The following is a 26,104-nucleotide window of genomic DNA, read 5'->3' on the forward strand; positions in this document are numbered from 1 at the left end:
GGCTCGGCCGGCGCCGCTGGCCAATGTCGCGGCTTCCAGGGAAACAGCAGGCATAAGTCATGGACATCGTCAGACTCGCCATTCACAACGCCCGCCTCACAATATCGGCGCTGATGTTCCTGCTCGTCGCGGGCTGGGTCGCCTATCAGTCGACGCCGAAGGAAGCGGAGCCGGACGTTCCGATTCCGATGATGTATGTCAGCCTGATCTACCAGGGCATATCGCCGGAGGACTCCGAACGGCTGCTGCTCAGGCCGATGGAAAGCAAGCTCAAGAGCCTGAAGGGGCTCAAGGAGATGCGCTCGGCCGCCTTCCAGGGCGGCGGCTACGTGCTGGTCGAGTTCCAACCGCAGACCAACCTGGCCACCGCGCTGCAGGACACCCGCAGCAAGGTGCAGGACGCCAAGGCCGACCTGCCGCAGGCGGCGGAGGAGCCGACCGTCACTGAAGTCAACGTCTCGGAGTTCCCGGTTCTCGTCGTCACGCTTTCCGGCGACGTGCCGGAGCGCGTGCTGACGTCGGCGGCGCGCGAATTGCGCGACCGCATCGAGGAGGTGCCAGGCGTGCTCGAAGGCTCGCTGCAGGGCGCGCGCGACGATCTAGTCGAAGTCGTCATCGATCCGGTGAAGCTCTCCTCCTACGGACTCCAGCTCGATCAGGTGATCCAGGGCGTCGGCGCCTCCAACAGCCTGGTCGCGGCCGGCAATCTCGAAGGCTCCGAGGGCAAATACGCGGTCAAGGTGCCGTCGCTGATCGAGACGCCCGAGGACGTCGCCAAACTGCCGGTCGTCGCCACGCCCAATGCCGTGGTGCAGGCCAAGGACGTCGCCACCATCCGCTCCACCTTCAAGGACGCCGAGACGGTGACCCGCCTCGACGGCAAGCCGGCGATCGCCATCGAGGTGAAGAAGCGCATCGGCGCCAACCTGATCGACACGCTGAACCATGTCCGGGAGGTGTCGGACACCTTCATCAAGACGATGCCGGAAGGCATGCACGTCACCTACACGCAGGACAAGTCGGTCTTCGTCAACCAGCTTTTGGGCGACCTGCAGAACCATGTGATGATCGCCGTCATCCTGGTGTTCATCGTGATCCTCTACGCGCTGTCGGGACGCGCCTCGCTGCTCATCGGCCTCGCCATTCCGTCATCCTTCCTGATCGGCATCCTGCTGCTTGCGATGATGGGCTACACGATCAACATGATCGTGCTGTTCAGCCTCATCCTGGCGGTCGGCATGCTGGTCGACGATGCCATCATCGTCACTGAATTCGCCGAGCGGCGCATGAGCGAGGGCATGCCGAAGGCCGATGCCTTCGCGCTAGCCGCCAAGCGCATGGCCGGCCCCGTCATCGCAGCGACGATGACGCGCATCGCCGCCTTCTCGCCGCTGCTCTTCTGGCCCGGCATCATCGGCGACTTCATGAAGTACATGCCGATCACGCTGATCGTGACGCTGTCGGCCTCGATGCTCTATGCGCTGGTCTTCGCGCCGACGCTCGGCGCCATCTTCGCCAAGGCGCCGGCGCATCACGAGGACAGCGATCGCGACGGCTGGTATATGGCTCTGGTCAAGCAGGCGGTGCGTTTCCCGATCACCGTCATCCTGCTCACCGTCGGCCTGCTGGTCGGCGTCGGCTTCGCCTATTCGAAATACGGCGCCGGCGTCGAGTTCTTCCCCAGCGTCGAGCCGGATTACGGCCTGCTCTATGTGCACGCCCGGGGCAACCTTTCGCTGGCCGAAATGGACGCCGCAACCAAGACGGCGGAAAGCCGCCTGCTCGGCTGGCCGGGCGTGAAATCGGTCTACACGCGCGTCGGCAAGACGCAAGGCGGCGGCCAGGACATCCCGGAAGACGTGGTCGGGGTGATCCAGTACGAATTCGTCGATTGGCGCGAGCGCAAGTCCGCCAACCAGATCCTCGACGATTTGCGTGGCGTCATGGCCGGCATTCCCGGCGTCGACGTCGAAGTGCGCGTGCCCGAGGCTGGCCCGCCGACCGGCAAGCCGATCCAGATCAGGCTTTCGGCCGCCGACCCGGCCGGGCTCGACGACAAGGCACGCGCCGTCGCCGCGCGCATCGCCAAGGTCCCCAACGTGATCGATGTTTCCGACGGCCTGCCGCCGCCCGGCGTCGACTGGGCGCTTGAGGTCGATCGCGCCAAGGCGGCGCAATACGGCATCAGCCCGACCTCGGTGGGCACTGTGGTGCAGCTGGTAACGAACGGCCTCAAGCTGTCGGAATACCGGCCGGCCGGCGCCGACGACGCCGTCGACATTCGCCTGCGTCTGCCGGAAGACCGGCGCACGCTCTCGACGCTCGACGAGCTCAGGGTGCAGACCTCGCAGGGCTCGGTGCCGATCTCGAACTTCGTGGTCAGGAAGCCCGAGCCGACAGTCGGCGTCCTCAACCGCATCGACGGCGCGCGCACCGTGGTGGTGCAAGCCAATGTCAGCGCCGGCGCGCAAGTGGCAGCGGTGCAGGCGGAAGTCACTAAGGCCGTGGCCGACATGGATCTCGGCAGCGGCATACGCTGGAAGCTCGCTGGCTCCAACGAGGACAGCGCGGAAGCCAGCGCCTTCCTTAGCAAAGCCTTCGGCGCGGCGATCTTCCTGATCTTCCTGGTGCTGCTCGCGCAGTTCAACAAGTTCACCAGCGTGTGGCTTGTTCTGTCCTGCGTTGTGATGGCGACGATCGGCGTGTTCCTCGGGCTGCTTCTGACAGGCGAGGCCTTCGGCATCGTGATGTCGGGCATCGGCGTCATTGCGCTTGCCGGCGTGGTGGTGAACAACAACATCGTGCTCATCGACACCTATGACCGGCTGCGCGAGGAAGGCTGGGACAAGATGGATGCCGTGCTGCAGACCTGCCGCGAGCGCGCGCGGCCGGTGGTCCTGACCGCGGTGTCGGCCATCCTCGGCGTGCTGCCGATCGCCTTCGGCCTCGGTCTCGAAATCTTCCATCACGAGACGACGATCAACGCGCCATCGACGCAGTGGTGGATTTCGCTGTCGTCGGCGATCGTCTTCGGCCTGTCCTTCGCCACCTTGCTGACGCTGGTGGTGACGCCCTCGATGCTGATGGTGTTCACCCGAGCCAAGGTGAAGCCCGGCGCCCGGCGTGGCTGGCTCAGCCGCCTGTTCCGCCGCGGCAAGGGCGAGCACTCGACAGGCGAGCCGGTAGCGGAAGCCAATGCCGAGCCGGCGGTCGCCTTCCCGAAAGCCGCCGAGTAGAGCGACTTCGCAACTCAGGTACATAAAGCCGCTCGGGAACTACCGGGCGGCTTTTTGCATTGTTCCCTCGAAGTTCAACCAGACGGCGAGGGGTTTTCAATGACGATCGGTACAATTCTCGTAATAATCCTGATCCTGATCCTGATCGGCGCCGTGCCGGCATGGCCGCACTCGCGGTCTTGGGGCTATGGGCCTTCGGGGATTGTGGGAGTCATTCTGGTAGTGTTGCTGATCCTGCTTTTGATGGGCAGGATCTGAACCGACGACGATTTGCGGTCGGGCCTTGAAGTCCGGCCGTTTTCATCTTGAGGTTGTTCTTTGCTCAGGCGGCCTGACGCATGGGCGCGACGGCTATGCCGATGTCTTGCATGGCTTCCGCCACTGCTCGGTCGAGCGGGGTGTGCGGGATTTCGCCGATGACCTTTTCCAGGCGCGCTGACGCCAGCCGGTGCGGCTCGAAGCGCAGGTAGGACATCGAGACGATCTCGCGCCACATGGTTACGAACGGGCTGCCGGCGCGCAGCACCCACCAGGGCATGAACGTGAGTTTCAGCTTGCGGCCGAGCGCCTTTTCGGCGGCGGCCTTGATGTCGAGATCGGTGACGGCGTGGCCGGGGAAATTGATGGCCTCGTAAAAGCCGAGCTTATCGAGATTGCGCGCCAGTGCGACAAAGGCCACCGCGAAGTCGGGCAGATAGGCCCATTCGTTCACGAGCTTGGCCGGGCCGGCGGCGGTGTAGACCCCCTTTTCCATCTTGGTGGCGACGACGAGATCGAACCAGCCGCCGCTGCCGGTGCCGCCAAAGAAGTCGCCGGCCCTAAGCAGAATGGTGCGCACGCGGCCCGCATCGGCTTCGCGACGGAAAAGCTCCTCCATGGCGACGCGGATGCGGCCCTTGTCGGTGGTAGGATGGAAAGTCGTTTCCTCGGTGATCACCTGCGGCATCGGCGAGCCGTAATTATAGACAGTGCCCGGGAAAAGATGCAGCGCGCCGTTCGCCCGACAGGCTGCCATGACGTTCTCGGCCATCGGCAGGCATTTGCCCCAGTCGGTATAGATCGGGTTCAAGCCATTGAAGATGATGTCGACGCCTTGCGTGGCCCGGATCAGCGACTGGCGGTCCAAAGCGTCGCCAGCGACGGCAATAGCGCCCTTGAACTCGGGCGGCACCTTGCCGGCGCGGGTGACAGCGCGGACGTCGAAACCGGCGTCGATGAAGGCCTTGACAACCACGCGTCCGAGCCGGCCATTGGCGCCCAGAATTGCGACCTTGGTCATTGTTCGTCTCCGTTGCTTGCGTTTGCCCGCTTATCTGACGTCTTCAAAGCCGAATGGAATTGACTAAGGTCGGCACCCTGTTATTCAAAAACGAATGAATGAATTCGACTGGAATCTGATCAAGAGCTTCGTCGCGGTGGCCGAGACCGGCAGCCTTTCGGCCGCCGCGCGCAAGCTCGCATCAAGCCAGCCGACGCTCGGCCGCCACATCGCCGAGCTGGAGCAGGCGCTCGGCGTCACGCTGTTCCGGCGCGGGCGGCGCGGCTACGAACTCACGGAGGCAGGCAGCGCACTCTACGAGCGCGGAAAGGCAGTCAGCGAGCAGGCCAATGCGTTCTCATTGCTTGCGCTGGGCTCGGTCGAGGCGATCGAGGGCACGGTGCGCATCGCTGCCTCGGAGGTGGTTGCGGCCTGCGTGCTGCCGCAGATCACGGCGCGCCTTGGCGAGGAAGAGCCGGGCATCGAGGTCGAGATCGTCGCTTCCAACCAGGTCGAGAACCTGCTGCGACGCGACGCCGACATCGCCATCCGCATGGTCAGGCCGGCGCAGAATGAGCTGATGGCGCGCAAGGTCACCGATATCGCTCTCTGCATATGTGCCGCGAAACCCTATCTCGACCGGCATGGACGCCCGCAGAAGCCGAGCGATCTCGCCGACCATCCTTTGGTCGGATTCGACCGCAGCGATGAGATCGTTCGCGGCCTCACCGCGTTTGGCATCCCGGTCAGCCGCAGCAACTTCCGATTCAGGACCGACAACCAGATCGTGCTGTGGGAAGCGGTGCGGGCCGGCAATGGCATCGGCATCGGCCAGGAGCCGCTCGCTAGCCGCGATCCTCGACTGGAGAAGCTGTTGCCGGAGGTTCCCTTGCCCGTGCTGCCGGTGTGGCTTGCAATGCACCGTGACGTGCGCACCAGCATGCGCATCCGCCGCGTGGCGGATTTCCTGCATGAAGAGCTGAAGCGCTACTCCGCCGGCGCAGGCTCGGCGGCGAATTCGGCGCGGTGAGCCAGGTTTGCCATCAACAGCACGATGACCAGCAGGCCGGAAAGCGCGACGAAGATCGGGCCGAAGCTCGAATGCTCGGCGACGAAGCCGATCGCCGACGGCGCCACCAGGATTCCTGAATACCCCATCGTGGTCACGACGCTCATGCCGGTGCCGGAAGACAAGCCTTCCTGGTTGCCGCCGGCCGAAAACAGGATCGGCACCATATTGGCGATGCCGAAACCGCAGAAGGCGAAAGCGGCAATGGCAAGATAAGGCGAGGGGGAGAGGCCGGCCACCAACATGCCGGCGGCAGCGACAAGCGCCGAGCCGCGCAGCGTCGCCACCGCGCCGAAGCGGTTGCGCACGCCGTCGCCGAGAAAGCGCATAAGCGCCATGACGCCGGAGAAGGCAGCATAGGCGAGGCCGGCAATCGCAAGGTCGGCGCCGAGCTCCTGCTGGAGGTAGAGCGCGGCCCAGTCAAGTACGGCGCCCTCTGAGACCATGGTGAGCAGCGCCATCAACCCGACCAGATAGACAATTGTGTGCCGCGGCAGCGTAAATTTCTGATGCCCGGCGGCCTGCGGCCTGTCGTCGGCGATGAGGTAGCGAACAGCAAAGGCGATGACCAAAAAGGCGAGCGCCGTCACCGCAATCGCATGCGCGAGATAGCCGTAGTTCTGAATGGAATAGCCACCAAGCGCGCCGCCGCCGAAGCCGCCGAGGCTCCAGAAGCCATGCGAGGACGACATGATGGCGCGGGAGAGCCGTCGTTCGACGATCACCGCGTTGGAATTCATGGCGACGTCCATGCCGCCGATCGAGCCGCCGAAGACGAGCATCGCGAGGGCCGCGAGCGGCACGTTGGGCGCAAGTGCCACGACCAGCAGGCCGAAACTGCCGCAGATGCCGAACCAGCGCAGCACGGGGCGCGAGCCGTGCCTGGAAATGAGATGGCCGCACCAGGTCATCGCCATCACCGCGCCGACACCAAACAACAGGATCAGCAGGCCGAGGGTGAATTTCGAGATGTCCAGCCGGGTCAGAAACACCGGGATCTGCGGCGCCCAGCTGCCGGTGAGAAAGCCATTGGCCAGGAAAATGCCGGCAACGGCCCAGCGGCCGCGCGTCGCGGCTTGCCTTGTGGTTTGCACGCTCATGGTTTGAAGTCCGAATGGCTTTGCGCGGCAAATTAGATCGATTCAATTTGTAGTCAAGAAGCGCTATGGCAGAAGCGTTGGACCAAGAGGCGCGGACCTGTGAGGAATGGCCCTACTTTGGAGATTTGGCCGAAACGCCTCCTTTGACATCCATGGGCGAAGCAGGAGCGAAGCGACGCGCGCAGACCTTGGGATGACAAAGCAGCAGCGGCGAGCCAAATAGGACGGTTCAATGATCCTTCGGCCGCCTGGCCTCGAACTCAGCCTTCGTGGCCTCGGAGGCTTCGGTCTGGTTGAGCGCCTGCCATTCGGCATAGGGCATGCCGTAGATGATCTCGCGCGATTCGTCCTTTGTCAGGGCAATGCCGTCAGCCTCGGCCGCCTCGCGATACCAGTTCGACAGGCAGTTGCGGCAGAAGCCGGCCAGGTTCATCAGGTCGATGTTCTGGACGTCGCCGCGTGCGCGCAGATGCTCGACCAGCCGGCGGAAGGCGGCGGCCTCGAAATCGCGTTTCCGTTCTTCGCTGAGTTCGGTCATTTCGTGGTCCCCGGCCTCTCGGCCGTTTTTTAGGCCGGCCCGGTGCGCGAGCCGAACATCTTCACCTCGTGTATATCGGCACGGCGGTCGACGGCGTCAACGATCGGAGCCAATCGCTCCGCCCATTGAACAGCGCCAGCGCGGTCGGCGATCAGGTCCTGACGGATCTCGAGCAGGGCATGGGCATAGCCGTTGACAATGGCATGGCGGAACATGGTGTCGCCGCGCAGCGCGCCGTCATAGGGCTCGTTGTCGCCGACGATCAGCGCCTTGTCTTCGGCCAGCATGTCGATCAGCGGCCGCGCAACGCGGTCGTCGCGGTCCCACAAGATGCCGACATGCCAGGGGCGGATGAAGCCTTGCATGCGAGGGGTGAAGGAATGCACCGAGAAGATGAACGGCGCTTTGCCGGAGGCCTGCGCCACCGAGGAAATCATCGCCCCGACCGCGTCGTGATAGGGGCGGTAGAAGCGGTCGAGCCGTCTCTCCCGCTCCTCGGCGGCCATGGGATAGTTTCCCGGCACGACGGTACCGTCATAGAGCTGGCGGATCAGCGTCGGGTCGTCCTCGCCCCGGTTGGGGTCGATCAGAAGGCGGGAGAAGCCGGCCAGCACGGCCGGCGCATTGAGCGCCGCCGCCAACTCGCGCGTCACCGTCTCGACGCCGATGTCATACGCGATGTGGCGCTCGAACTCGGCAGCCGGCAGGCCGAGGCTGCCATACTCTTCCGGCAGGTCGCGACGGGCGTGATCGGCCAGAAGCACGATGCCCTTCTTGCGGTCGCCCTCGACGATGTCGAAGGGCGCGAAAGCTGTGGATCGGGTCATCGGCTGAAAACGGTCTGTTCGCTGGCGTCCGGGCGGGGTGGTATCGTCATTCCACGAAGAGGACTGAGGCGCAATGCCGTTGTTTGGCCACGGTTTCTGCAAAGAATCCCGGATGGGACGCCAAATCGTTCACCGGACCCTTCTAAATCGATTGGAATTGAATAAAACGGCGCGTTGACATGCGCCCGGAGTTTGCTGAAAAGGTGCTTCGACGATGCAGATGTGGTTCGCCAAGGGTTTTGGATTGGGTTGCGCCGGCAGGCTGCGCAAGCGCCTGAGCCTGCCGCTCCTGATCTTTGGCGCGGGCCTGTGCGCGCTCGCCGCGACCTCGCCGGCGCGCGCCGACTTCCGCGTCTGCAACGCGACGCAGAACCTGGTCGGCGTCGGCATCGGCTATCGGGCGAAGGCCGGCTGGATCACAGAGGGCTGGTGGCACATCGAGGGGTCGACCTGCAAGACGCTGATCGAGGGGCCGCTGTCATCAAGGTTTTACTATCTTTATGCAGAAGACGCCGAGCGCGGCGGGCGTTGGGACGGCCCGATCAACATGTGCGTCGCCGAAAAAGAGTTCAAGATTGCCGGCGTGAATGATTGCGTCGCCCGGGGCTTTCAGCGCGCCGGATTTCAGGAATATGACACGGGCGAGCAGGCAAGCTGGATGGTCCAGCTGACTGACGAGCCCGCAACGGGCGGCGCGCCAGCGGCCCCCGCTCCGGGAACGAACAATCAATGAGACGTAACCGCAAGGTCAAGATCCTCGCCACCATCGGTCCGGCTTCCTCCTCCGAGGAGATGCTGCGAAAGCTCTTCGAGGCAGGCGCCGACGTCTTCCGCATCAATATGAGCCATACCGACCACGAGCTGATGCGCACGCTTGTCGGCCGCATCCGGGCCGTCGAGGCGGCGGTCGGGCGGCCGATCGGCATTCTCGCCGATCTTCAGGGGCCAAAGCTCAGGGTCGGCAAGTTCGCCAATGGCAAGGAAGCACTGACCGTCGGCCAGACCTTCACGCTGGATGACAGTCCGGAACCCGGCACGTCGAAGCGCGTCTACCTGCCGCATCCGGAAATCCTGAACTCGGTCGAGGCCGGTCACCGTCTTTTGATCGATGACGGCAAGCTGGAGCTCAAGGCGGTCAAGAGCGACGGCAAGTCGATCGCCTGCACGGTGGTCGCCGGCACCGGCATCTCCGACAAGAAGGGCGTCAGCCTGCCCGACACCGATCTGCCGGTCGGCGCGCTGACCGAGAAGGACCGCGCCGATCTCGACGCGGTGCTGGCGGCAAGCGTCGACTGGGTGGCGCTGTCGTTCGTGCAGCGGCCGGAGGATCTGGCCGAAGCGCGCAAGATCGCGCGCGGCCGGGCCCTCATCATGGCCAAGATCGAAAAGCCGCAGGCGGTGGCGCGCCTGGCCGAGATCATCGAACTCTCCGACGCGCTGATGGTCGCGCGCGGCGATCTCGGCGTCGAGATGCCGCTCGAGGCCGTGCCCGGCATCCAGAAGCAGATCACGCGCGCCGCCCGCCGCGCCGGCAAGCCGGTGGTAATCGCGACCCAGATGCTGGAATCGATGATCACCGCACCCGTGCCGACCCGCGCGGAGGTCTCGGATGTGTCGATCGCCGTCTTCGAAGGCGCGGACGCGATCATGCTTTCGGCCGAATCCGCCGCCGGCGCCTACCCGGTCGAGGCGGTCGCGATGATGAACCGCATCGCCACCAAGGTCGAAGCCGACCCGACTTATGCCGGCATCATCAACGCCCAGCGCTCGGAACCGGAAGCGACCGGGGCCGACGCCATTTCGCTCGCTGCGCGCGAGATCGCGGAGACGCTGAAACTGTCGGCGATCATTTCCTACACCGCCTCTGGAACAACTGGTCTGCGCGCCGCGCGCGAACGGCCGCAAGTGCCGATCGTGGCGCTGTCGCCGATCGTCAACACGGCGCGCCGGCTCTCGCTTCTGTGGGGTACGCATTGCGTGGTCTCGGAGGATGCTATCGACCTCGACGATATGGTCGACCGCGCCTGCCGCATTGCCCTCGAGGAAGGCTTTGGCAAGCCGGGCGACCGCGTCATCATCACGGCGGGCGTGCCGCTGAGGACGCCCGGCTCGACCAACATGCTGCGCATCGCCTATGTCGGCTCAGAGACGCACTAAGCTATTGCCCGTATTCAGGTGGGACCGGCCTGTGAAGCGCGCCTCCCTGCGCTTCCGGGGCTCATGTGGTTAAGTCGGTCCGCTCCGGTTCTCGGAATCCGCTCTGCTCGGCTCGGCCTAATCCGAATCTCGACAGCCTTCCGGTCCCGAGCTTAGCCCGGCGCCAGCTCGGCGTCCGGCACCTTCAGTTCCGGGTACCTGTCAGCGCCTTGCGCGTCGCCGGCGATGCGGCTTTCCACAACGCTCGCCATCGACTGCAGGTCGACCGGCGCGCCGGCCGCCCTTTCGATGGCGCCGACGACGAGGTCCGGGGCGATCCAGTCGGGCTTGTGGCCGAGATTCGCGACCCAGACCAGCTCGGCGCCGGGAATGTCGCGTTCGAGGCCGACGGAATGGACCGTGGCATAGACCACCTTGTCGCGATCGCCGGAGATGACCAAGGTCGGCGCCTTGATCTCACGGTAGCCAGGCGAGGCAGCGCGCACATAATCGTAAAGTTGGGCCACATCGCGGGCGTTGGCGCGGAAGGCAGGCGGCCTCAGAACAAGCGGAATGGAAGCCTTGCCGATATAGCCCTTCGGCACATTGTTCGGTGAAAACACGCAGGCCGTGGCATTGCCGATCCGCAGCATGCCCGCCGCGTAAGCAATGGTCTCGGAAAACAGCCAGCCGACCACCGGAACAGCCGTCAATTTGTAATACCAGGCGGTCGCGCCGCCCGGCCACGGATGGCTCACGGGCGCCAGGAAGACGAGGCCGAGCGTCTTTTGCGGATGCTGGCGGGCGAAGGCGGTTGTGACCGCGCCGCCGAAGGAATGGCCGACGATGATCGCCCTTGCGATGCCGAGCCGATCCATCAGCGCGGCGACAGTGTCGGCCTGCGCCGCCAGCGTTTCGTTGTCGCCGCGCTCGGACCAGCCGAAGCCCGGTCGGTCGAGGAACAGCAGCTCGGCGCGGCCCTCGAGCAGAGGCCTCAGCGGCAGCATCTGGTCCTTGAGATTGGCACTGGCGCCATGGATGAAGACGACAGGCGGCAGACCGGCGCCGGCGGCCGGGACGTGGACATAATGGATGCGGGCACCATCGATGTCGGCGAATGCGCCGATCGGCGGATTGCGACGCTCGATCAGCCAGACGCAGGCGCGGGTAATGCCGGCAAGGGCGATGAGGAAGGCAACGAGGAGGAGGAGCGCGACGCAGATGAGGTACATGCGGAAAGTACGAGGGCGAGCGGATTTAGTTTAAGAGCACGGTGAGTTTGGCGAGCTGGCGGCCTGCTGCCAGCCCAAATTATTGCCCGCTTCGGTGGAGTATCGCAAACGTTCAGCTTGGCCGGCCTGTCAACGTCAGGACGAAGCAGGAGCGAAGCTCCGTCGCGAAGCCGCTGGCATCCACGCCGTCACCTTGCGCGACGGCTGCAGGGGAGCAGAGGTCTGCACCACCGTCGCGGCGCGGGAAGTCACGGCATGGTCGTTGGGTCAAGCCCGAGGATGACGAAGAGCTGCCCCTCAAATGCCCTCGCCGGCCAGGTCTTCCGACAGCGTCGAGACCTGGCCCTGGGCGCTGCGCATCATCGGATAGATGGTGAGCACCTTCTGCCAGGCTTCCAGCGCCGACTGCTTGTGGCCGGTCTCGGCCATGATCTGCGCGAGACCCGACAGCGCGCCGAAATGGCGCGGTTCGAGCCGCAGCGTGTGGTCGATGTCCGACATCGACTTTCCATAGTTCTTCATCAGGAAATGCACGGTAGCGCGGCGGTTCCAGCCTTCGGCATAATCGGGCTGCAAGGTCACCACCTGATCGAGGAAATCGAGCGCGACGTCGAATTTCTGGTCTTCCGCCGCCCTTTGCGCCCATCGCATCATCAGGTCGATCGAGGCGCTGCCGGACTGGTTCCACTCATTCCAGATGCGGCCGGCGATGCGTTCGGCGGCCTTCTCGTTGCGCTCGCGTCTGAGATCGGCAAAGAGCTGGTCGAGCCGCCCCTGCCTGGTCGAGGCGACCGGCGGCTGCGAAGCGGCGGGCGGCGTGGCCTCATGCTGCGCCGAAGCGGGCAAGGTCGTTCCGGAAAGGACCAGGGCAATGAAGAACGCAAAAAGAATCCGCATGTCCGGAATCTAGTCCCGGACGGCGGATCGTCAAAATGATTTTAGCGTGAGAGGGCCGGCGAACCGGCAGTCGACATCAGCGGGCGCGGCGCTTAGCGCCGCGCGCAAGTCTCAGCCCTGGCGCGCCTTGTAGCGCGGAGCGGTCTTGTTGATGATGTAGATGCGTCCCTTGCGGCGAACCAGCCGGTTGTCGCGGTGACGCGCCTTGAGCGCCTTGAGCGAGTTCTTGATCTTCATGGTCTTGCCTGTTCGGTCGGGGGCCCGGTCCCGGGCCGAATTTTAAAGGCGCGCCCGAAAAAAGCGCGCCTTGAACTTGCGTGGCTCATAAACGAGGAGCCTTGCCCGTGTCAACCGCAAGCGGGCGGCTCTTATGCCGCAAATGGTGCGCTGATCAAATATTCGCCATAGGTAACGCGCGGCATTGCGCGACTCAGAGGCGGCTGGAATGTTGCGGGCCACCCCAGAGCGGGACATAGGTCCCCTCCGGTTATGTCTATTTGTTTAGCCGCATTTCTGCGACGGCAAGCGATTCCTCTAGGTTGCAGATGCTCTCAGCGAAACGGAGTCTTTATCATGCGCCGTCTCTTTCTGCCCGCATGCCTTCTCCTCATCGCGACGGTTCCGGCTGCATGGGCCGAGGACTGCGATCGCAGCGACGACAGCCAGTCGATGATGAATATCTGCGCCAATGCCGATTATCAGGCGGCCGTTGCCAAGCTCAACGCCGCCTACAAGGATATTGTCGGCCGCAATGACGAGAAGGCCAACAAGTTGCTGCAGACCGCACAGCGCGCCTGGATCACCTTCCGCGACGCCGAGTGCGCCTATTCGACCGCCGACAGCGAGGGCGGTTCCATCCACCCGATGGAGGTTTCGCAATGCCTGACGGAGCTGACCACCGAGCGCACCAAGCAACTCACCTCCGGCCCCAACTGCCAGGAAGGCGATCCGAGCTGCGCCAGCCCGGACGAGGACGAAGACGTGCAGTAGTCGGCGTTAGCGCCGACGCTCAATGCGCGTGAAATGGCCCATCTTGCGGCCGGGCCGCGACTCGGCCTTGCCGTAGAGATGCAGCATCAGGCCGGGCTTGGCGAGCAGCGCCGGAACCTTCAGCATGTCGTCGCCGATCAGATTTTCCATGACACAGTCGGAATGCCGTGCAGGCGAGCCCAGCGGCAGGCCGGCGATGGCGCGGATATGCTGTTCGAACTGCGAAACGATGCAGGCGGCTTCCGTCCAGTGGCCGGAATTGTGGACACGCGGCGCCAGCTCGTTAGCCAAAAGCGAACCGTCGGCAAGCACGAAGAACTCGACGCCGATGACGCCGACATAGTCTAGCGCCGCAAGGATTTTTGCTGCCGCTTGCTTCGCCGCCGATGCGGTGTCCGGTGCGATGGCGGCCGGCAATGTCGACGTTCGCAATATGCCTTCGCGATGGATATTCTCGGCCGGATCGTAGGCTGCAACCGAGCCGTCCTGCCCGCGCGCGGCAATCACCGAAATCTCGCGCTCGAAAGCGACCAGCGATTCGAGGATCAGCGGCACATTGCCCATCGCCTCGCAGGTGCCGGCAAAGCCGCCGGTCTCCATGTTGCGGAAGACGCGCTGGCCTTTGCCGTCATAGCCCATGCGGCGCGTCTTCAGCACGCCGCTGCCGCTGAATTTCTTCAGCGCGGCCGTCAGCTGCTCGTCATTGTCCACTGGGCAGAATTCGGCTGTGGGAACGCCGATGCCGTTCAGGAAGCTTTTTTCGGTTACGCGATCCTGCGCGATTTCCAGCGCGCGGGCCGGCGGACAGACGGGAACGCGCGCCGCGAGTGTCTGCGCCGCTTGAACCGGGACGTTCTCGAATTCGTAAGTGACGACAGCGCTGGCGCCGGCCAGTTCGGCAAGGGCCGCCGGATCGTCATAGGCGGCGACGATCTGAAGGTTGGCGACCTGCGTCGCCGGGCTGTCGGCCTGTGGCTCCAGGACGATGGTGCGATAGCCAAGGCGGGCGGCGGCCATCGCCAGCATGCGGCCGAGCTGGCCGCCGCCGATGATGCCGATGGTCGATCCCGGGGCTAGGCTCACGGGGTATCCGCCGGCTCGGTGGCGACCTTGGCGGTCTGTGCGGTGCGCCAGGCATCGAGGCGGGCGGCGAGTTTTTCATCGCTCAGGGCCAGGACGGCCGCGGCCAGAAGGGCGGCGTTGGCGGCACCGGCCTTGCCGATCGCTAACGTGCCGACCGGAATGCCGGCCGGCATCTGCACGATGGAGAGCAGCGAATCCTGGCCGGACAACGCCTTGGATTCCACCGGCACGCCGAAGACGGGCAGCGGCGTCATCGCCGCCGTCATGCCGGGCAGGTGCGCCGCGCCGCCGGCGCCGGCGATAATCACCTTGTAGCCGGCCGCCTTGGCGCCCTTGGCGAATTCATAGAGGCGGTCCGGCGTGCGGTGTGCCGAGACGATCAGTTTTTTGTGCAGGATGCCCAGCGCATCCAGCGTTTCCGCCGCCTGGCGCATCGTCGCCCAGTCGGACTGGCTGCCCATGATGATGGCGACTTCGGCACGCTGATCGGTCAAGGTTTTCGCTCCCGGCGGCAAAGGCGCGCCTTAGCGGAATTCGCCGGCAGCCGCAAGGATTGTCGCGGCTGTGGGCCGACGGTGGCGAGGTCTAGTCCGGCCAGCGCAGCGCCCCGGATGAATCCTTGCGCGCCGCTTTCATCGCATCCGCGGGACGCTCCTTCGCGGTCAGAACCGCGCGCAGCCGCTCGGCGACGATCTCGGCCTCGCCGGGATGCAGGTTGCACGGGTCGAGGAAGAAGTGTCCGCGCTCGACCTCATGGTTGCGCACGATGACGGGCGGTGAGCCGGCGGCCAAAGCCGAGGCTAGGCCCGCGGCGGTGAAGCGGCTCTCCGGACGGACGAAGACCTGCAGGCGGTCGAGCGGGTTGGCGGTTGGGTCGGGCACGATCTCAGCGCCGATGCCCGGAATGCCTTGCAGCGCATCCTTCCACAGATCGAGCGCCGCCTCTTCGCGCCGGCGAATGCCGGCATGGTCGCGCTTTTCCCAAGCGTCGAGCGCCGCCATGGTGCCGGCGATGCTTTCCTTGCCGACCTTCATGGCCCGCGCGACGCCGCGATTCTGCAGATAGGCGGCGCGCACCAGGTCCTTGCGGCCGGTGACGATGCCGCTGGTCGGGCCACTCAGGAATTTGTGGCCGCTGTAGACGACGATGTCGGCGCCGCGCGCGAGGAAGGTCCGCAGATCGTATTCCGAAGCGGCATCGACGATCACCGGCACATTCTTGGCGTGGCAGATCTCGCAGAACTCCTCTAGAGAAAGCATGCCGTATTGCACCGTGTGGTGGGCGACGACGTAAAGCGCGGCCGCGGTGCGCTCGTTGATCGCCTCGCGCACGTGGTAATCCTGCGTGACGCTAACGGTGCCCGCCGGAATGACCTTGGCGCCGGCCACGCGGATCGACTGGTCGATCGGCGCGCCGTAATTGACGATATGGCCGAGCTGGATGACGACCTCCGATTTCAGCCCTTCGGTGTCGTCGGGCAGCCTTTCGATGGCCAGCAGGTTGGTGCCGGTCATCGCTCCGGCGATCGCCATGGTGATGCCTGAGGCGCAGCAGGCGGTGATGAAGCCGGCCTCGCCGCCGGTGAGACGGGCGACGACTGCGCTCGCGGCGCGCTGCAAATCGTCCATCTCCACCCATTGCGAGGCGATCTCGGCCATGGCGCTGATCGCTTCCGGGACGATGATGGAAGCGCCGAGTGTCGTCATCGTGCCCGAGACGTTGATGATCGGACGCAGTCCCAGCCGCTCGTGGATCGTGGTGTTGGAGCCGGTCTCGGAATAGGTTTTCATGGCAGCAGATCCCAGTGTCAGGCGGCGATCTCGACGACCGCTTCGATTTCGACGGTGATGTTTCCAGGCAGCGAGCCGACGCCGATCGCCGAACGCGCGTGGCCGCCGATCTTGTCAAAGACATCGGCGAAGAGATCGGAGCAGCCGTTGACCACCTTCGGGTGATCGCTGAAGGTCGGCGTCGCATTGACGAAGCCGAGCAGCTTGACGACGCGCACGATGCGCCCGAGGTCGCCCGCCGCCGCGTGCATGACGGCAAGCAGGTTGAGGCCGGTGAGCCGGGCATGCTCATAGGCCTGTTCGACGGTGACGTCCTCGCCGACCTTGCCGGTGCAAAGCGTGCCATCGGCGCGCAGCGGCCCCTGGCCCGAGAGGAAGATCAGCCGGCCGCTCTCGGCATGAGTGACGAAGTTGGCGATGGGCGTTGGCGGCTCGGGCAGCGTCAGGCCGAGTTCGGCGAGCCGGGTGTAAGGCGTCATGGAAGAATGCTCCTTGGATGGCATTTGCCATCCGATGTCAGAATTGCGAGGCACGGAAGCGCGCCAAAAAAGTCCGCAGGCGCTCGTTCGTGGTCTCCGCGGCAAGCACCTCCTTCGGCGGCCCGACGGCACTGACGCCGCCGTCGGCCATGAAGACGATGCGGCTTGAGGCGTCGCGGGCGAAAGCCATCTCATGCGTCACCATCACCATGGTCATGCCGTCCTCAGCGAGGCTTTTCACCACGGCCAGAACCTCGCCGACGAGTTCCGGATCGAGGGCCGAGGTGATCTCGTCGAGCAGCAGGATCTTCGGCTCCATGGCGACGGCGCGGGCGATGCCGACACGCTGCTGCTGGCCGCCGGAAAGCTCGGCGGGCAGGCTGTCGGCCTTGTGGGCGAGACCGACACGACCCAACCATTGCTCGGCGATCGAGCGCGCCTCGGCGCTGCTCTTGCCGCGTACCTTGGTGAGGCCGAGCATGATGTTGCCGGCCGCCGTCAGATGCGGGAACAGGTTGAAGCCCTGGAACACCATGCCGGTCTCGGCGCGCATGGCGGCCAAGTCGCGCTCGCTGCGGCGCTGGCGCGCGCCGCCGTCGCGAAAACCGACCTCCTTGCCGTCGATGCGGATCGAGCCGCTGTCGTAGCTTTCGAGGAAGTTGACGCAGCGCAGCAGCGTGGTCTTGCCGCTGCCGGACGGTCCGATGATGGCGACCACCTCGCCCTTCGCCACCTTGAGGCTGACCGAGCGCAGTACCTCGACCGAGCCAAAGGATTTCGAGACCTCGGCGATATCGAGAAGCGCAGGGCTGTTATCGGAAGTGGTGGCCATTGTGCTATTCCCGGATGAAGGCAAAGCGCTGCTCCAGCCGTCGGCTGGCAAGCGAAAGCGCGTAGTTGACGCCGAAATAGAGAAGGGCGCCGAGGATATAGAGCGGCATCGCCTCATAGGTGCGGCCAATGACCTGGTTGATGGCCTGCATCAGATCGGTGATGCCGAGCAGCGAGACCAGCGCGCTGCCCTTGACCGCGTCGGTGACGCCGTTGATCCAAGGCGGCAGGAAGCGGCGGAAGGCCTGCGGGAAAATCACGTAGGTAAGGCGCTGGCGAAAGGTCAGGCCAATCGCCATCGCCGCTTCCGATTGGCCTTTCGGGATCGAGGCGACGGCACCGCGCAGATATTCGACGACCTGCGCGGTCTTGAACAAGGTCAACGCCAGCACCGCCGCCCAGAAGGACTGGAGATGCACGCCGACGGCCGGCAGGCCGTAATAGACGAAGAAGATCAGCACCAGGATCGGGATGCCGCGGACGGTGTCGCTGAAGATCCGCACCGCCCAGCGCAAGGGTGCGGGCCCGTAGACGAGGCCAACGCCGAGGACAACGCCGGCGATCAGCGACAGCACCACGACCAGCAGCGATACCCACAGCGTCAGCGCGAAGCCTTCGGCGAGGAACGGCAGGGCGTAAGCGATCTGGCGAAGCATCAGCGCGCCGTCCTATACCAGCGCTCGACCAGCCGGAGCGCGAAGAGCAGGGCGTAACCCGTCACCAGATACATCGCCGTCACCACCAGATAGACCTCGACGATGCGGAAGGTGTTGAAGTTGATCCACTGCGCGCCGTAGGTCAGTTCGGGCACGGAGATGACGGAAGCGACAGACGTGTCCTTGAACAGCGAGATGAACGTGTTCGAAAGCGCCGGCAGGGTGATGCGCATCATCGTCGGCAGCCGCACATGGACAAGCCGCTGCCATGGCGTAAGGCCGATCGCCTTGCCGGCATCGATCTGGCCGCGCGGCACGGCTTCGAGGCCGGATCGGAACACTTCGACGAGATAGGCGCCGCTGTAGACGGCAAGCGTGGCGACGAAGGACGTCTGCGCGCTGTAGGCCAGGTCGATGACGGTCGGCAGACCGTAGAACACCAGATAGACCAGCAGGATCAGCGGCACGTTGCGGATGAATTCGACGTAAGAGGCGATAATGCCGCGCACGACACGCCCGGCCGAGACATACCAGATGGCCAGTACCAGTCCGATGACAATGCCGATGGCGATCGAGATCACGGCAAGCTCGAGGCTGAGCAGCAGTCCGCCCCAGAGCTTGTCGAAATGGCGCCAGATCAGGTTGAAATTGAGCGTATAGCCCATGCGTCCGTCTCAATGGCCTGTGGTGACGATAAAGAAATCGCCACTGCAGGAACCCCGTGTCGAGGAGAACAGGCGGAAGGGCGCGTGTTGCGTCCCTCCGCCGGCTAAAGTCAGAAGGCTTCGTCAGATGACCGGGAAGCCCGGGTGGCGCGGCGGCGGCTCCTGGCCGAAATATTCCTTGAAGGCAGCGTCGTAGAGCGCCGTCTCGTGGCCGAACATGGCGATGGTGAAGGTCTGGTTGACGTAGGTCAGCCAGTCGAGGTCGCCCTGCCTGATGGCCGCGCCGTAAAGCATCGAATACCAGCTCTTGCCGGCGTCGAAGTATTTGTCCGGGTTGCGCGAGGCGAGCCAGCGCACGGTGGAGAGGTCGACCGCGGCGGCGTCGACACGCTTGGATTCCAGCGCCTGCAGCACGTTGGCCTGGGTGTCGATCTGCATGACCTGCGCTTGGGGCAGGGCAAAGTGCACCGAGTTTTCGGCATCGACATTCTGCAGGATCGAGATGCGCGTGGCGGAGCCGTTCGCCAGCAGCTTGTCGAAAGTCTTGTTCTCGGAGCCGGGCAGCGTCAGCAGCGCGACGCCTTCGACATAGTAGGGGCGCGAGAAGTGGATCAGCTGCGAGCGCTGCGCCGTCATGGTCATGAACTGGATGGTGATGTCGACCTTGTTGGTGGTCACGTTCGGAATGCGCTGCGCCGGATCCTGCATGACGAATTCGACCTTGGTCGGGTCATCGAAAAGGCCCTTGGCGAGGATGCGCCCCATGGTGATGTCCATGCCGACCAGTTCGCCGGCATCGTTCTCGAAATGCCACGGCGCGTTGGTGCTGCCGGTGCCGACGATCAGCTTGCCGCGATCGAGCGCGGTCCGCAGCACGCTATCGGACGCGGCTTGCGCGGCGGCCTTCTCGGCGCTGACCGCGGTGAGCGCGCCGGCGGTGGCAAGTCCGGCCATTCCCAATTTCAGAAAATCACGTCTTCCGGATGTGTCGTTCACGGCGACCTCCTTTGGTGTGTGTTCCCCATGAATACACGCGTCAGCAATCGATATACGATTGTCTCTTACAAGAGACGTATGTATCCTGTACAAGACAGATACTAACACCGGGAATCGACAATGCAAGATGGCGAAGCGCTGACCGAGTGGCAGGCCGCAGGTTCGGACGAGGACAGGCCCGCGAACTCTCGCGAGAAGGGTCTCAACCGCGCGCTGCACATTCTGGAGTTCCTGCATGCCACGCAGCGCGCGATCGGCATCGGCGAGCTGGCCAAGGGGCTCAACGCCCCCCGCTCGACGACTTACACGCTCGTTCGCGAGCTGGTCGGTGCCGGTCTCCTGGAGATGGCCGGCGACGGCAACCGCGTCTATTTCGGCAAGAAGCTTTACCTCTACGGAATGGCCTATATGCGCGGCAACGACCTCCTCAGGCGCGGACGGCAGGAGGTCGACACGCTGTCGCGCGAGACCGGCGAGACCTCGGAGCTGTGCATGCTGCAGAGCGGCCGCTACACGATCGTCCATTCGAGCCCGGGCACCAGGCCGTTCCGCATCAGCTCGGCCACCGGCCTGCAGATCCCGCTGCCTTGGACCGCGTCGGGCCGGCTGCTGCTCGCCGGCCTGGAACGCAGCCGGATCGAGGCGATGATCTCCCAGGACGACCTCGTGCTGCCGGATGGCCGCAAGATCGAGCTCGACGACTTCATCGACGACATCGCAAAAGCCCGCGTCACCGGCTATTGCGTGACGTCGGGCCTTGTCGACGCCTATACCAAATGCTTGGCGGCGCCGGTCTTTTCAGCGCCCGGGAAGATCGAGGCGACGATGTGCCTGGTGGTTCCGATCGACACGTCGGAAGATCGGACAGGCGAGCTGGTCGCGCTGCTGCGTGACCGCGCCGCGCGGCTTTCGATCCCCTAGCCGTCGAGCGAAGGAAGCTGCCGGTCAGGCGATGATGTCGGGGATGATGCGGTCTTCCAGCGCCATCAGCCGGTCCTTCAGCATCAGCTTCTTCTTCTTCATGCGCTGGATCTGCAGCGGGTCGCAACCCATGGCGATCATCGCATTGATGGCGGCGTCGAAATCGGCGTGTTCCTGTTTGAGCCGGGAATATTCGAGGCGTATCTCAGCCTGTTCCTGTTCGGACATTATCTACCGTCTGCGTATGCGTCGCCCAGGGATGGGCCTTTGGGCGGGGCCGGTGGGGTTTGTGACCGGCGCGCCGCTGATATCACATTTCACATTGTCGTGGAATGCTACCACGCGGCATTCGACATCGAGATTGGTTGGTGGCAAACTGTCATCGTGCCGTCACAGTTGCGACCTGCGGTGGACGTGCCTGAGACGGCTGCAATCGAGGAATCCATGAAAGGGAGAACCAATCATGTCTCTTGCATCCCATCTTGATGAGCTGCAGCGGAAGCACTGCGACATCGAGCGCGAGCTTATCGACGCGATGAATCATCCTTCGGTAGACGACCTCGAGATCGCCACTCTGAAGCGGCGCAAGCTGGCAATCAAGGACGAGATTGAAAAGCTGAAGGCGAAACCGACGGCACACTGAAACTCCTCTAGGCAACATAACCGCACCCGTCGGGTGCAACCCAACCGGTGGCAAGAATGCCGCCGGTCTGGCGAGTTTACGCTGAATTTCCTGACTCTTCCTGGAATGCAACCGCAGCCCGATGTGGGCTGCTGAACCGCCCGGCCGCCAACCAAGCACAGCCGATTTGCGGACCGTGGCTGTCACCGGCCATTGACAAGCCATCTTTGCTCCGCCACCTCATGCCCGGAACTTCCAGATGAAGGCGGCCGGCATGACCGGATATTTTTCTTCTCCTTTCCCGCGGCGCGCATCGGTCGGCGTCGATGTCGGCGGCGTGATGGTCGGCGGCGGCGCGCCGGTCGTCGTGCAGTCGATGACCAACACCGATACCGCCGACATCGATCAAACCGTTGCCCAGGTGGCGGCGCTGCATCGCGCCGGCTCGGAGATCGTGCGCATCACTGTCGACCGCGACGAGAGCGCCGCTGCCGTGCCGCGCATCCGTGATCGGCTGGCCCGGCTCGGCGTCAACGTGCCGCTGGTCGGCGACTTCCACTATATCGGTCACAAGCTGCTCGCCGATCACCCGGCCTGCGCCGAGGCGCTGGCGAAATACCGCATCAACCCCGGCAATGTCGGCTTCAAGGAAAAGAAGGACCGCCAGTTCGCCGCGATCGTCGAGATGGCGATCAGATACGACAAGCCGGTGCGCATCGGCGTCAACTGGGGCTCGCTCGACCAGGAGCTCTTGACCCGGCTGATGGATGACAACCAGGGCCGGGGCTCGCCGCTCACCGCCCAGGAAGTCACCCGCGAGGCGATCGTGCAGTCGGCGATCCTGTCGGCGGAGATGGCGGAAGAGATCGGGCTCGGCCACGACAAGATCATCCTGTCGGCCAAGGTCAGCGGCGTGCAGGATCTGATCGCCGTCTATACCGAGCTTGCGACCCGCTCCAACCATGCGCTGCATCTCGGGCTGACCGAGGCCGGCATGGGCACCAAGGGCATCGTCGCTTCCTCGGCTGCCATGGGCATCCTTCTGCAGCAGGGCATCGGCGACACGATCCGCATCTCGCTGACGCCGGAGCCGAACGGCGACCGCACGCGCGAGGTGCAGGTGTCGCAGGAACTTTTGCAGACGATGGGCTTCCGGCAGTTCGTGCCGATCGTCGCGGCCTGCCCCGGCTGCGGCCGCACGACCTCCACCGTCTTCCAGGAGCTGGCCCAAAGCATCCAGGCCGACATCCGCAAGAACATGCCGGTGTGGCGTGAGAAATATCCGGGTGTTGAGAACCTCAAGGTCGCGGTGATGGGCTGCATCGTCAACGGCCCCGGCGAATCCAAGCATGCCGATATCGGCATATCTTTGCCCGGAACCGGCGAGACGCCGACAGCGCCGGTGTTCATCGACGGCAAGAAGGCGGCGACGCTGCGTGGCCCCTCGATCGCGCAGGATTTCGAAAAGATGGTCGCCGACTATATCGAGCAGCGGTACGGACACGGCAAAGCCGCCGCGGAATGAGCCATGCAGCGCTTGCTCAGGACGGCACTGATCCTGATTTGCGCGCTGATCCCTGCCGGTCAGGCATTCGCCGATCCGCCGCAGTCGCGATCGGCCGCAAAACGGCTGATCAACCGCGTCTGTGATCTGATCGAAACTCAGGCCGAGCAAAATGGCCTGCCCAAGGATTTCTTCGCCCGGCTGATCTGGAAGGAGAGCCGCTTCGATCCCAATGCGGTGAGCCCCGTGGGCGCCGAAGGCATCGCGCAGTTCATGCCGGGCACGGCCAAGCTGCGCGGGCTTGCCGATCCCTTCGACATCGGGCAGGCGATCCCCGCCTCGGCCAAGTATCTTGCCGAGATGAAGGCGGGCTACGGCAATCTCGGCCTCGCGGCTGCCGCCTACAATGCGGGCGAGAACCGCGTATCGCGCTGGCTGTCCTCCGGCGGCTTCCTGCCGATGGAAACCGAAAGCTATGTCTTCGACATCATGGGCGAGCCGGTCGACAAGTTCTCGGACACCGCCTATGCCGGCACTATCCGGCCGCTCGATCCGAAGATGAGCTTCGCGGTCGCCTGCCGCAGGCTGCCGGTGATCATGTCGCGGACCGTCGCCATGGCCTCGATCAACGTCAAGCCGTGGGGCGTTCAGGTGGCCGGCAATTTCCGCCGCTCCGCCGCAATCAGCCAGTGGTTGCGGGTTCGCGGCCGATTCCCTTCCCTGCTTGGCAGCCATGATCCTGTGGTCAGCCGCGTGCGCACGCCGATCGGCCGGCGCGGCATCTATGCGGTCAGGATCGGTGCCGACTCGCGCGCCGAGGCCAACGGCATCTGCAATAAGCTGCAAAGCGTCGGCGGGGCGTGCCTGGTTATGCGAAACCGGTAGCTCAAGCCGTCTTCGCCGCCACCGTCTCGCTGAGCCAGGTGCCGATCTTGGCGCCGAGGCGGTCCGGGGAGACCGGCTTCGGCAGGTAGTCATCCATGCCGGCCTCCATGCATTTTTCGCGGTCGCCCTTCAGCGCATGCGCGGTGACGCCGATGATCGGGGTATGGCTGCCGTTCTGCCCTTCGATGGCGCGGATGGCGCGCGTCGCCTCGTAACCGTTCATCTCCGGCATGGAGACGTCCATCAGCACCAGCCGGGGCCGCAGCGAGCGGTACATCTCGACCGCGGTGCGGCCGTTGCCGGCAATGCGATAGCTGAGGCCGAGGCCGTTGAGGATCTGTCCGAAGACCAATTGGTTCACGTCATTGTCCTCGGCGATCAGGATATCGATCGGACCGCCCGGCGCCGCCGCCGGTTCGGGCGCGAGGACCGGAACGGCTGGACCGCGGATGACGGTGAAGGGCGGCGGAGCTGACTGGACGACGACCGGCTCGCGCACGAAATGCGCCTTGCCGCCTTGCGTGCGCGCCTTCTGGATGGCGGAGATCACGGTGCCGAGCAGCACCGCCGAACGCGCCGGCTTGGTAAGATGCGCGACGATGCCGAAATCGATCACCAATCGGCCGAAATCGACCTGGTCGACCGAGGTGAGCAGCACGACCGGAATGGAAGACAGGCGGCTGTCGGCGGCAATCGCCTTGGCGACGTCGGCGCCGTTCATGCCGGGCATCTGATAGTCAAGGATGATGCAGTCGACCGAAGCGCCGAGCTGGCAGGCGCGGTCGAGGAAGGCGAGGCCGACGGCGCCGCTTTCGGCCGCGGCGCAGTCGAAGCTCCAGCTGCGCAGCTGCTCGAGCAGGATCTCGCGATTGACCGGGTTGTCGTCGATGACCAGGACGCGGGCGCCGGTGACGTCGACCGGCACGATCTCGTCGCGCGCTTGCTGTTTGTGTGCCGGCAGCGGTACGGCGAACCAGAAGACCGAGCCGCGGCCGATCTCGCTTTCAACGCCGATCTTGCCGCCCATCAGGTCGACGAGGCGGGCGGAGATGGCAAGGCCGAGCCCGGTGCCTTCGTGACGACGGGTGGACGAGCCGTCGACCTGGGCGAATTTCTCGAACACGCTCTGCAGCTTTTCGGCGGGGATTCCGATGCCGGTGTCCTCGACGCGGACCTTGAGCTGGACGGTCCCATCAACCACATCGCCGCCGACATCGATCAGCACATGCCCCTTCTCGGTGAACTTCACCGCATTGCCGAGCAGGTTGGTAACGATCTGGCGGAAACGGCCGGCGTCGCCGACGACGAAGCCAGGCAGGCGCGGGTCGACGCGCACGATGAGCTCGAGGTTCTTTTCGGCAACGCGGGCCGAGACCAGGGTGGCCACGTCCTCGACCGCTTCGGCCAGGCGGAACGGGGCGGGGTCGAGCGTCAGCTGGCCGGCATTGATCTTCGAGAAATCGAGAATGTCGTTGATGATGGTGAGCAGCGCGTTGCCGGATTTGACGATGACGTCGGTGAAGGTCTTCTGGCGCGGCGTCAGCTCGGTCTTGGCGAGAAGCTCGGCCATGCCGAGCACGCCGTTCATCGGCGTGCGGATCTCATGGCTCATATTGGCGAGGAATTCCGACTTGGCCCGGTCGGCCGCCTCGGCCTTGAACAACGATGCTGCGGTTTCGGCGAAGGCGCGGCGGATCGCGTTCTCCATCGGCCGGAAGATCAGACCCGCGGCGATGGCGATGACGGCGATCAGCAGGCCGCTCGCCCATAGGAGCAGCCGGTCGCTGGCGGCATCGGCGAGGCGCCGCTCGTCATCGAGTGCGGTGCGCACGCGCACCAGCATCGGCTGGGCGAAAAGATCGTTCTGGTTGCGGATCTCGCGGTAGCTCCATTCGTCGACTGTCTGGGCCACCGACATCAGGTTGAAATTGCGCACCATGTCGCGCGCCGACCAGAACAGATCGTCGTTCACCGAAGCAGATTCGAGCGCATTGAGCGTATTCTTCGACAGCCGCGGCCTGATCGCCGCGAGCTGCGCGTTCAGGATTTCGATCTCGCCCATCAGCCGTTCGGAATGGCCGCGCGCGGCTGCGGTCAGCCCATCGCGGGTCTCAGCCCGCCACACGGTTCCGGTCGTCTCGGCGAAATTGGTGGCGTTGCGCAGGTCGCGCGAGAAGATGACGAAATTGGCGCTCAAGGCATCGACTTCGTGGCGGTATGAGTTCACGCGGTTGAGCGCGAACATGACGGCCGCCGAGGCCAGGGCAAAGACGAGCAATCCCGAAATATAGCGGACCCGGATCGACCGGATGAAGGAGGAATACTCCGGCATGCGTAACCCCAACCCAAACGCACAATTTTAACGGTCGGGATTACGCTTGATTTACA

At 64.5% G+C, this 26,104-nt stretch carries 27 protein-coding genes; 10 read left to right on the forward strand and 17 right to left on the reverse strand.

Translation table 11 applies throughout. The annotated features are described in order from the left end of the window. The first annotated feature begins 59 nt into the window (after nt 1-59). Both CK222_RS06670 and CK222_RS06675 read left to right on the forward strand, forming a co-directional pair. On the forward strand, nt 60-3,236 hold the full coding sequence (locus CK222_RS06670) for an efflux RND transporter permease subunit (protein ID WP_095799791.1): 3,177 nt from the start codon (nt 60-62) through the stop codon (nt 3,234-3,236). Nucleotides 3,237-3,335: 99 nt separating this feature from the next. Beyond that, nucleotides 3,336-3,494, forward strand: coding sequence for a DUF3309 family protein (locus tag CK222_RS06675; RefSeq protein ID WP_040991775.1), 159 nt, complete (start codon nt 3,336-3,338; stop codon nt 3,492-3,494). Nucleotides 3,495-3,558: 64 nt separating this feature from the next. Here CK222_RS06675 and CK222_RS06680 read toward each other — a convergent pair whose 3' ends face one another. Beyond that, nucleotides 3,559-4,515 (reverse strand): SDR family oxidoreductase, encoded by a 957-nt coding sequence (locus tag CK222_RS06680; RefSeq protein WP_095799792.1) that lies wholly within the window; start codon nt 4,513-4,515, stop codon nt 3,559-3,561. A gap of 94 nt (nt 4,516-4,609) precedes the next feature. On the opposite strand from CK222_RS06680, the gene CK222_RS06685 reads away from it, so the two are divergent. Continuing rightward, nucleotides 4,610-5,524: a LysR family transcriptional regulator gene (locus tag CK222_RS06685; protein ID WP_095799793.1), complete on the forward strand. Its 915-nt coding sequence runs from the start codon at nt 4,610-4,612 to the stop codon at nt 5,522-5,524. Here CK222_RS06685 and CK222_RS06690 read toward each other — a convergent pair. The 3 genes from CK222_RS06690 to CK222_RS06700 form a co-directional block, all read right to left on the reverse strand. After that, complete coding sequence (locus CK222_RS06690; RefSeq protein WP_095799794.1) at nt 5,482-6,663, reverse strand: MFS transporter; 1,182 nt, start codon at nt 6,661-6,663, stop codon at nt 5,482-5,484. The two genes, CK222_RS06685 and CK222_RS06690, sit on opposite strands and share 43 nt — an antisense overlap. Before the next feature lie 229 nt (nt 6,664-6,892). Next, nucleotides 6,893-7,201, reverse strand: a complete 309-nt coding sequence (locus CK222_RS06695; RefSeq protein ID WP_095799795.1) for a DUF1244 domain-containing protein — start codon at nt 7,199-7,201, stop codon at nt 6,893-6,895. A 29-nt stretch (nt 7,202-7,230) separates the two neighbouring features. Further along, complete coding sequence (locus CK222_RS06700) at nt 7,231-8,028, reverse strand: N-formylglutamate amidohydrolase (RefSeq protein ID WP_095799796.1); 798 nt, start codon at nt 8,026-8,028, stop codon at nt 7,231-7,233. A 244-nt stretch (nt 8,029-8,272) separates the two neighbouring features. Between CK222_RS06700 and CK222_RS06705 the strand changes: the two genes are divergently transcribed. Together CK222_RS06705 and pyk are read left to right on the forward strand one after the other, a co-directional pair. After that, complete coding sequence (locus CK222_RS06705; RefSeq protein ID WP_095782793.1) at nt 8,273-8,761, forward strand: DUF1036 domain-containing protein; 489 nt, start codon at nt 8,273-8,275, stop codon at nt 8,759-8,761. Beyond that, the gene (gene pyk, locus CK222_RS06710; RefSeq protein ID WP_067319379.1) at nt 8,758-10,185 is read left to right on the forward strand and encodes a pyruvate kinase; all 1,428 of its coding nucleotides are present in this window, start codon (nt 8,758-8,760) and stop codon (nt 10,183-10,185) included. Before CK222_RS06705 ends, pyk begins: the two co-directional genes overlap by 4 nt. 152 nt (nt 10,186-10,337) lie before the next feature. Here pyk and CK222_RS06715 read toward each other — a convergent pair whose 3' ends face one another. The 3 genes from CK222_RS06715 to ykgO all read right to left on the reverse strand — a co-directional run bounded on the left by CK222_RS06715 (nt 10,338) and on the right by ykgO (nt 12,530). Beyond that, nucleotides 10,338-11,396 (reverse strand): alpha/beta hydrolase, encoded by a 1,059-nt coding sequence (locus CK222_RS06715; protein ID WP_095799797.1) that lies wholly within the window; start codon nt 11,394-11,396, stop codon nt 10,338-10,340. Between the two features lie 297 nt (nt 11,397-11,693). Next, nucleotides 11,694-12,293: a hypothetical protein gene (locus CK222_RS06720; protein WP_095799798.1), complete on the reverse strand. Its 600-nt coding sequence runs from the start codon at nt 12,291-12,293 to the stop codon at nt 11,694-11,696. A gap of 111 nt (nt 12,294-12,404) precedes the next feature. Continuing rightward, entirely contained in the window at nt 12,405-12,530 is a 126-nt protein-coding gene (gene ykgO, locus CK222_RS06725) for a type B 50S ribosomal protein L36 (RefSeq protein ID WP_040974291.1), read from the reverse strand. Between the two features lie 336 nt (nt 12,531-12,866). Here ykgO and CK222_RS06730 point away from each other — a divergent pair, with 336 nt between their 5' ends. Further along, nucleotides 12,867-13,283: a lysozyme inhibitor LprI family protein gene (locus CK222_RS06730; protein ID WP_095799799.1), complete on the forward strand. Its 417-nt coding sequence runs from the start codon at nt 12,867-12,869 to the stop codon at nt 13,281-13,283. A gap of 6 nt (nt 13,284-13,289) precedes the next feature. Here CK222_RS06730 and CK222_RS06735 read toward each other — a convergent pair whose 3' ends face one another. The 8 genes from CK222_RS06735 to CK222_RS06770 all read right to left on the reverse strand — a co-directional run bounded on the left by CK222_RS06735 (nt 13,290) and on the right by CK222_RS06770 (nt 19,742). After that, nucleotides 13,290-14,366 (reverse strand): 5-(carboxyamino)imidazole ribonucleotide synthase, encoded by a 1,077-nt coding sequence (locus CK222_RS06735; RefSeq protein ID WP_095799800.1) that lies wholly within the window; start codon nt 14,364-14,366, stop codon nt 13,290-13,292. After that, complete coding sequence (gene purE / locus CK222_RS06740) at nt 14,363-14,860, reverse strand: 5-(carboxyamino)imidazole ribonucleotide mutase (RefSeq protein WP_095799801.1); 498 nt, start codon at nt 14,858-14,860, stop codon at nt 14,363-14,365. Before purE ends, CK222_RS06735 begins: the two co-directional genes overlap by 4 nt. A 91-nt stretch (nt 14,861-14,951) precedes the next feature. Further along, on the reverse strand, nt 14,952-16,157 hold the full coding sequence (locus CK222_RS06745) for an aminotransferase class V-fold PLP-dependent enzyme (protein WP_095799802.1): 1,206 nt from the start codon (nt 16,155-16,157) through the stop codon (nt 14,952-14,954). A gap of 17 nt (nt 16,158-16,174) precedes the next feature. Then, on the reverse strand, nt 16,175-16,636 hold the full coding sequence (locus CK222_RS06750; protein WP_067001934.1) for a RidA family protein: 462 nt from the start codon (nt 16,634-16,636) through the stop codon (nt 16,175-16,177). A gap of 37 nt (nt 16,637-16,673) precedes the next feature. Continuing rightward, nucleotides 16,674-17,468: an amino acid ABC transporter ATP-binding protein gene (locus tag CK222_RS06755; RefSeq protein ID WP_095799803.1), complete on the reverse strand. Its 795-nt coding sequence runs from the start codon at nt 17,466-17,468 to the stop codon at nt 16,674-16,676. Nucleotides 17,469-17,472: 4 nt separating this feature from the next. Further along, nucleotides 17,473-18,123 (reverse strand): amino acid ABC transporter permease, encoded by a 651-nt coding sequence (locus CK222_RS06760; RefSeq protein ID WP_095799804.1) that lies wholly within the window; start codon nt 18,121-18,123, stop codon nt 17,473-17,475. Then, on the reverse strand, nt 18,123-18,788 hold the full coding sequence (locus CK222_RS06765; protein ID WP_095799805.1) for an amino acid ABC transporter permease: 666 nt from the start codon (nt 18,786-18,788) through the stop codon (nt 18,123-18,125). The genes CK222_RS06760 and CK222_RS06765 overlap by 1 nt, the downstream gene beginning before the upstream one ends. A 123-nt stretch (nt 18,789-18,911) precedes the next feature. Beyond that, nucleotides 18,912-19,742, reverse strand: a complete 831-nt coding sequence (locus tag CK222_RS06770) for a transporter substrate-binding domain-containing protein (RefSeq protein WP_197504271.1) — start codon at nt 19,740-19,742, stop codon at nt 18,912-18,914. A 162-nt stretch (nt 19,743-19,904) separates the two neighbouring features. Here CK222_RS06770 and CK222_RS06775 point away from each other — a divergent pair, with 162 nt between their 5' ends. Further along, complete coding sequence (locus CK222_RS06775; protein WP_067319364.1) at nt 19,905-20,705, forward strand: IclR family transcriptional regulator; 801 nt, start codon at nt 19,905-19,907, stop codon at nt 20,703-20,705. Nucleotides 20,706-20,729: 24 nt separating this feature from the next. On the opposite strand, the gene CK222_RS06780 is transcribed toward CK222_RS06775, so the two are convergent. Next, entirely contained in the window at nt 20,730-20,933 is a 204-nt protein-coding gene (locus CK222_RS06780) for a DUF465 domain-containing protein (protein WP_067001951.1), read from the reverse strand. Nucleotides 20,934-21,168: 235 nt separating this feature from the next. On the opposite strand from CK222_RS06780, the gene CK222_RS06785 reads away from it, so the two are divergent. The 3 genes from CK222_RS06785 to CK222_RS06795 all read left to right on the forward strand — a co-directional run bounded on the left by CK222_RS06785 (nt 21,169) and on the right by CK222_RS06795 (nt 23,716). Continuing rightward, nucleotides 21,169-21,348 (forward strand): YdcH family protein, encoded by a 180-nt coding sequence (locus CK222_RS06785; protein WP_095799806.1) that lies wholly within the window; start codon nt 21,169-21,171, stop codon nt 21,346-21,348. Between the two features lie 253 nt (nt 21,349-21,601). Beyond that, a complete protein-coding gene (gene ispG, locus CK222_RS06790; RefSeq protein ID WP_095799971.1) occupies nt 21,602-22,852 on the forward strand; it encodes a flavodoxin-dependent (E)-4-hydroxy-3-methylbut-2-enyl-diphosphate synthase in 1,251 nt (416 codons plus the stop codon). 3 nt (nt 22,853-22,855) lie between these two features. Next, nucleotides 22,856-23,716 carry a lytic transglycosylase domain-containing protein gene (locus CK222_RS06795; RefSeq protein ID WP_095799807.1) on the forward strand — a complete coding sequence of 287 codons (861 nt, stop codon included), beginning with the start codon at nt 22,856-22,858 and terminating at the stop codon, nt 23,714-23,716. Between the two features lies 1 nt (nt 23,717). Here CK222_RS06795 and CK222_RS06800 read toward each other — a convergent pair whose 3' ends face one another. After that, nucleotides 23,718-26,048 (reverse strand): response regulator, encoded by a 2,331-nt coding sequence (locus CK222_RS06800; protein ID WP_095799808.1) that lies wholly within the window; start codon nt 26,046-26,048, stop codon nt 23,718-23,720. Nucleotides 26,049-26,104: the final 56 nt, after the last annotated feature.

Source organism: Mesorhizobium sp. WSM3866, assembly GCF_002294795.1.
Classification (GTDB): Bacteria; Pseudomonadota; Alphaproteobacteria; order Rhizobiales; family Rhizobiaceae; genus Mesorhizobium.

What these genes read in the sequence shown, in the direction of transcription:
- CK222_RS06730 (WP_095799799.1), top strand. Translation starts at nt 12,867, where the DNA reads ATGCGCCGTCTCTTTCTGCCCGCATGCCTTCTCCTCATCGCGACGGTT.
- CK222_RS06695 (WP_095799795.1), bottom strand. Translation starts at nt 7,201, where the DNA reads ATGACCGAACTCAGCGAAGAACGGAAACGCGATTTCGAGGCCGCCGCC.
- CK222_RS06780 (WP_067001951.1), bottom strand. Translation starts at nt 20,933, where the DNA reads ATGTCCGAACAGGAACAGGCTGAGATACGCCTCGAATATTCCCGGCTC.
- CK222_RS06770 (WP_197504271.1), bottom strand. Translation starts at nt 19,742, where the DNA reads ATGGCCGGACTTGCCACCGCCGGCGCGCTCACCGCGGTCAGCGCCGAG.
- CK222_RS06775 (WP_067319364.1), top strand. Translation starts at nt 19,905, where the DNA reads ATGCAAGATGGCGAAGCGCTGACCGAGTGGCAGGCCGCAGGTTCGGAC.
- CK222_RS06800 (WP_095799808.1), bottom strand. Translation starts at nt 26,048, where the DNA reads ATGCCGGAGTATTCCTCCTTCATCCGGTCGATCCGGGTCCGCTATATT.
- CK222_RS06670 (WP_095799791.1), top strand. Translation starts at nt 60, where the DNA reads ATGGACATCGTCAGACTCGCCATTCACAACGCCCGCCTCACAATATCG.
- ispG (WP_095799971.1), top strand. Translation starts at nt 21,602, where the DNA reads ATGACCGGATATTTTTCTTCTCCTTTCCCGCGGCGCGCATCGGTCGGC.
- CK222_RS06715 (WP_095799797.1), bottom strand. Translation starts at nt 11,396, where the DNA reads ATGTACCTCATCTGCGTCGCGCTCCTCCTCCTCGTTGCCTTCCTCATC.
- CK222_RS06795 (WP_095799807.1), top strand. Translation starts at nt 22,856, where the DNA reads ATGCAGCGCTTGCTCAGGACGGCACTGATCCTGATTTGCGCGCTGATC.
- ykgO (WP_040974291.1), bottom strand. Translation starts at nt 12,530, where the DNA reads ATGAAGATCAAGAACTCGCTCAAGGCGCTCAAGGCGCGTCACCGCGAC.
- CK222_RS06690 (WP_095799794.1), bottom strand. Translation starts at nt 6,663, where the DNA reads ATGAGCGTGCAAACCACAAGGCAAGCCGCGACGCGCGGCCGCTGGGCC.
- pyk (WP_067319379.1), top strand. Translation starts at nt 8,758, where the DNA reads ATGAGACGTAACCGCAAGGTCAAGATCCTCGCCACCATCGGTCCGGCT.
- CK222_RS06675 (WP_040991775.1), top strand. Translation starts at nt 3,336, where the DNA reads ATGACGATCGGTACAATTCTCGTAATAATCCTGATCCTGATCCTGATC.
- CK222_RS06700 (WP_095799796.1), bottom strand. Translation starts at nt 8,028, where the DNA reads ATGACCCGATCCACAGCTTTCGCGCCCTTCGACATCGTCGAGGGCGAC.
- CK222_RS06760 (WP_095799804.1), bottom strand. Translation starts at nt 18,123, where the DNA reads ATGCTTCGCCAGATCGCTTACGCCCTGCCGTTCCTCGCCGAAGGCTTC.
- CK222_RS06680 (WP_095799792.1), bottom strand. Translation starts at nt 4,515, where the DNA reads ATGACCAAGGTCGCAATTCTGGGCGCCAATGGCCGGCTCGGACGCGTG.
- CK222_RS06785 (WP_095799806.1), top strand. Translation starts at nt 21,169, where the DNA reads ATGTCTCTTGCATCCCATCTTGATGAGCTGCAGCGGAAGCACTGCGAC.
- CK222_RS06720 (WP_095799798.1), bottom strand. Translation starts at nt 12,293, where the DNA reads ATGCGGATTCTTTTTGCGTTCTTCATTGCCCTGGTCCTTTCCGGAACG.
- CK222_RS06765 (WP_095799805.1), bottom strand. Translation starts at nt 18,788, where the DNA reads ATGGGCTATACGCTCAATTTCAACCTGATCTGGCGCCATTTCGACAAG.
- CK222_RS06745 (WP_095799802.1), bottom strand. Translation starts at nt 16,157, where the DNA reads ATGAAAACCTATTCCGAGACCGGCTCCAACACCACGATCCACGAGCGG.
- CK222_RS06755 (WP_095799803.1), bottom strand. Translation starts at nt 17,468, where the DNA reads ATGGCCACCACTTCCGATAACAGCCCTGCGCTTCTCGATATCGCCGAG.
- CK222_RS06685 (WP_095799793.1), top strand. Translation starts at nt 4,610, where the DNA reads ATGAATGAATTCGACTGGAATCTGATCAAGAGCTTCGTCGCGGTGGCC.
- CK222_RS06750 (WP_067001934.1), bottom strand. Translation starts at nt 16,636, where the DNA reads ATGACGCCTTACACCCGGCTCGCCGAACTCGGCCTGACGCTGCCCGAG.